This window comes from Streptococcus sp. NLN76 (assembly GCF_015686645.1).
Classification (GTDB): domain Bacteria; phylum Bacillota; class Bacilli; order Lactobacillales; family Streptococcaceae; genus Streptococcus.
This window is the reverse complement of sequence record NZ_JADPMS010000069.1, coordinates 1-5,380: the sequence shown is the minus strand read 5'-3', so window position 1 is coordinate 5,380 and position 5,380 is coordinate 1. Positions and strand designations below refer to the sequence as shown.

The window sequence follows — 5,380 nt, the reverse complement described above, 5'->3', positions numbered from 1 at the left end:
CATCTTTAACGACAACATTTACTGGGTTTCCATTCTCATCTGTGATTGGATCAACGTTATCTGTTAAATCAACTGTGCCACCTTTTGCTACTTCTTCAGGTTTCGCTGTTGGTTCGTACTTGTCTGCGTCACTTGGATCTTTTTCTTGATCGACAACAACGACAGGAACATCAACGATTTCGGAACTTCCATCAGGATAAGTTACTTTAACCTTTCCTGTATAGTTTCCTGGTTTTGTAGTATCAACGACACCTTTTGGTGTAACGTCTTCGACTTTTATCGCAACTTGATTTCCTGTATCATCAGAAATTGGTTTTAGATTATCTGTGAGATCGTACTCAGAACCCCGAATAACAAATTCAGTCTCCACTTCAGGCGTATACTTATCAGCATCTAGGTTTTCAACCTTAACAGTTACGTTTACTTGATCTTGAGATTTATCTGGGTAAGTAACGACCACTACAGCTGGTTTGTCACCTGCTGTTGTGATATCCACTGGTGTTTCGAACTCAAACTTAGTTCCTTCTGGAAGCTCTGAAACATTACCGATGGATTTCTCTGCAGATGGGGTTTCTCCAACTTTAACTGTTTGATCTGCTGGAGTTGGTTCGTTGGTATCTGCTTGAGTTGGGTTTTCTGAAACCTTAACGGTTACAGTCACCTTGTCTTGTGATCCATCTGGGTAGGTTACTACAACTGTTGCTGGTTTGTCGCCTGCTGTTGTGGTATCCACTGGGGTTTCGAACTCAAACTTAGTTCCTTCTGGAAGCTCTGAAACATTTCCGATAGATTTCTCTGCAGATGGGGTTTCTCCTACTTTAACTGTTTGATCTGCCGGTGTTGGTTCATTGGTTTCTGCTTGAGTTGGGTTTTCTTCAACCTTAACGGTTACAGTTACCTTGTCTACTGAGCCATCTGGGTAGGTTACAACTACTGTTGCTGGTTTGTCACCTGCTGTTGTGGTATCTACTGGGGTTTCATATGCGAAGGTAGTGCCTTCTGGAAGCTCTGAAACGTTTCCGATAGATTTCTCTGCAGATGGGGTTTCTCCTACTTTAACCGTTTGATCTGCTTGAGTTGGTTCGTTGGTATCTGCTTGAGTTGGGTTTTCTTCAACCTTAACGGTTACAGTTACCTTGTCTTGTGATCCATCCGGGTAGGTTACTACAACTGTTGCTGGTTTGTCACCTGCTGTTGTGGTATCTACTGGGGTTTCATATGCGAAGGTAGTGCCTTCTGGAAGCTCTGAAACATTACCGATGGATTTCTCTGCAGATGGGGTTTCTCCTACTTTAACTGTTTGATCTGCTGGAGTAGGCTCGTTGGTATCTGCTTGAGTTGGGTTTTCTTCAACCTTAACGGTTACGGTTACCTTGTCTTGTGATCCATCTGGGTAGGTTACTACAACTGTTGCTGGTTTGTCGCCTGCTGTTGTTGTATCTACTGGGGTTTCGTATGCGAAGGTTGTTCCTTCTGGAAGTTCTGAAACATTACCAATAGAGTTCACTGCAGTTGGTGTCTCTCCTACTTTAACCGTTTGATCGGCTGGAGTTGGTTCGTTAGTATCCGCTTGTTTAGGTTTCTCAGATACAGTAATCTTGAATTCCTCTGTAACTGGTTTTTCATTTGAATCTTTAACTGGATTCCCGTCTTTATCTAAAACAGTTACCGTTACTGTGCTTTCACCAGCAGCCGTTGGTGTGCCTGAGATAGTGTTTGTAGTTGGATCAAAAGTAACACCATCTGGAAGACCGTCAACTTTGAAAGAACCTCCATTTGGTACTTTCTCACCTGTTACAGTAACAGGATTGATTGCATTCCCTTGTTCAACTGTTTGATCTTCAATTTGTGTAATAGAAGATGCTGCTGAGTTTGGATCTTTAGGATTTGTTCCATCTTTTGACTCGTCCGTATCTGGGATACCGTCGTTATCATCATCTTCATCATCCTTGTCTGGAGTATTGTCTCCATCTGAATCAAGGTTGAATACTGCATTCACTGAATCTGTAGTTGTGTCCGGATAAGTTACCACAACAGGTACCGTAACTGTTTCAGCGGTTGTTCCAGTCGGTGTAGCCGGAGCTGTTACTGTGACTTCTCCTGTATTCTCATCGATGGTAACTGTGTAACCTTCAGGTGCGCTAAAGTCTGGTGCAATCGCAAACTTGCTTCCTTCTGGTGCAGTTGTTGCATTTCCATCTTTGTCCGTGAAGGTTGGTGTTGTCGTTGCTGGAGTACCAGGAACCACATTCTTCTCTTCGTATGATGGTTCATACTTCTCGTTATCTGCTTTTTTCAAAACAAATTTCGCAACTGTTATCGCTGTTGTTCCATCTGCATAAGTAACCTCAACGGTAACTTCAGTGTCTTTTTGAGGATTAGTCCAAGTAATAACACCTGTTTTAGCATCAATTGTAAAACCTTCAACCGTTTCATCACCTGTATCTGAAACAAGTGCGAAACTAGCACCAGCAGGTACCGGTCGTTCCTCAACTTCTTCCGTGTGAGCTAAATCGAAGGTTGGTGTTTCAGAATCTGCAGACTGTTCCTGTACTCCCTCTGTTACTTTATAAACTGGTAACTCACGATAAACTGCAGTGAAAGAATCTTTTTGCATTGGATCAGCCGGACGGGATCCATCCTCATTCAATGCATACAATTCTGCAAAGTAAGTGGTAGTTTTTGTCAAATCGCTAGGAACTGAATAGGTGGATTCTGGAAGTTCTCCTGTTGCATTAGGTCTGATAGGTCCACTCGAACCAACTTCCTTACCCTCTTCATCTTTCCAAACAATTTCATAGGTTTCATTGCCAACTGGTGTGACACCAATAGTTGAGGTCCTTGCCGTATCACCTGGACCTGCAAAGTTACCCGCAGAATCATAGTTCACAATATCAAAAGTCAAATCATCATGAAATGCTGCAAAGCGAACATTTGACACATCGTTATTCCCAGGAATAAGAGTCGTACCTAAATTATAGTCTACTCCCCATGCAGTACCAGTTCCAACACCCTGTGTACCCCAGCGATTTGAAATATTCAAAGGTCCTTTTGGCACATCACCATAGAATGGATTAACAAATGATACACCTTCTTTATCCGTTGTGATCATCATCCATTCCATATTAATATGTTTAGGAGCCTTACTTAAATCAAGACGGGATCCATTACCATTACTTCCAAATGCACCATAGGATGCATCGTGAGCAACAATCCCATTCCACTCAACTCCCTTTCGGGTTTCTCCATTAGCACTCGTTACCTCTGATTCAGATTTTGTAACGGAAGTACCATAACCCTGGTTATTCCAAGCTTGGCCATAGGTTCCATTAAATTGAATATTAAATTCACCTTTGGCATCAGTCTTAGCAGACACTGTTTCTGCGACCCACTTACTGCGATCAGCTTTTACTTGTTCAAGGATATATTCCCGAAGTTTATTTTCATTTACTCGTGTCCAATTAGAACCGATTGAACGGATATTTCCTTCTTGAGTAGCAGCGTTATAAGTTGGCTTCCATTCTGAAGATTCATCTACAAAGTTTGCCATAACTTCAGGGGAATTCAAGTGTTTAACTGCCCAGTCCGTTAGATAAGAGGCATAAACCGTCACATTTTCAAGTCCACGGTCATAGTCAGATTGACGACTTACCAAGTCATTCCATAGTTGTCCACCTGCCGGATTGTAGTTATTCCAATAAACAGCCCCTGAAACGCGACCACCAGACCCTGATCCGCTGGTAAGCGCTGGTGTTTCTTTTGCGTCTTGTTTCCAAATATCATCAGTTTTATGGGCATAACGAATCTCTACATTTTCTAATTTTCCTGCAGTAACATTCTGACCTGCTCCAGCAGATGCATCTAAGATGATTCCCTCTGGTGAGATTTGTTCTTCACCATAAGAGTATAAAAGACTATATTTATTAGTATCAGGATTAATAGACCAAATGCGCCACTTCTCGAATTGCGGAGTCTGAGGATTCGCATTAAATTGATAGAGCTTACCGTCTGCCCCAATAAACTCATGCAGTCCAATTGCAAAACTGCCGTCAGCATTTGTTACTGTCTTATAAATTGGAGAAGCAAAACCATTTTTTTCATACCATTGGGCATAGACTTCAACGCCCTCTAGTGGTTGATTATAAGTATCTTCATCTGTATTAATTCGTCCACCAGAGGTTAGTCGCACATTTCCGCTAACAGTACGATCATCACTAGCACTAACAGTATTTAAAATGGCATCCGCTTGAGTTGTTCCACGATTAGATGCATACAACTCGTTCATCTTACGAGCTTTCTCAAGCAAAGCTGTAACTTCTTTATCGCGATTGATAATTCCTTTTGTTAACTTGTTCAGTTCAGCTGTGTAGTATTGAATCTCTACGCTATTTAAGTTAGACAATCCCCTAATTTCGGCAAGTGCTGCTTTATAGACATCCGTTGTAACTTTACGGAATGCAGTGTTCTCTACAGAAGCAGCCTCAGACTCTCGTTGTGCACGAGTTTTCTCCAAATAGAGCAAGGCATTTGCTTGGTTAGCTTGTGATTGAAGGTTTTGCAATTCCCCAATTGTAGTTGCACTTTCAATCAATTTAGCGTAGTCTTCCCGATCAGTTGAAGGTAGGTGCTTCAATTTTTCAAGACCGCGAATAATTCTTTCTTTTCTTGTTGAAAGATCTGCTGGGGCAGCAGTTTCAACTTCGCTTTGAGGAGCTACTGGTTTTTCAACCAGCTGGTCAGTTGCTGTTTTTTGGTCAGCAGGTTTGACTTCAGTTTCAGCCTTTACTTCCTCAACTGGTGCCACTGGTTTCTCCTCGGCAACAGGGGTTGTAGTTGCTTTTGTTTCTTCTGTAGTAAGGTTTTCCTCTACTTTTTCTTCTGAAGAAGGGGCAGTGGTTGACACTTCTTCAGTTTCTAAAACAACTGCTGGCACATTATATACCTGCGAGCTGTCTTTAGTCTCTGAATCCAGACTTACATCTCCAGCTAAGGTGAATTCAGATTCCGAAGAAGATGACGATTTTTCCTCAATTGCAACATCCGATGCTGCTACAGTTGTCGTTGCACCAAGGGCAAGAACAAGGGAGCAACCAAATAGAAAGTGCTTTCCTTTTTTGATCATGCGCCAATTCGTTTGCTTGGCGCCCTTACGGTTAAAATACATGGTATCCTCCTATTTTTTTATGATGGTACACCCTAAGTATAACACAATTGAGTAAATTCTACACAAAAATTCAGCACATAAAACAATATTATCATTCGAAAGTGATAATGTCTTAAGTAAATCGAATATGAAAATGTCCTCTGTGTTACATTAGAAAGATGAGGAAAATAGTTTTAACAATGTCTGAAGATAAAAAATATCAAGTGATCAAGCAAG

1 protein-coding gene is annotated in these 5,380 nt (G+C 41.5%); it reads right to left on the bottom strand.

Features of this window, described 5'->3' with window-relative positions; all coding sequences use genetic code 11:
* On the bottom strand, positions 1 to 5,164 hold a 5,164-nt coding region (locus I1A59_RS08955; RefSeq protein WP_196092423.1), incomplete at its 3' end, for a Rib/alpha-like domain-containing protein.
* Positions 5,165 to 5,380: the final 216 nt, after the last annotated feature.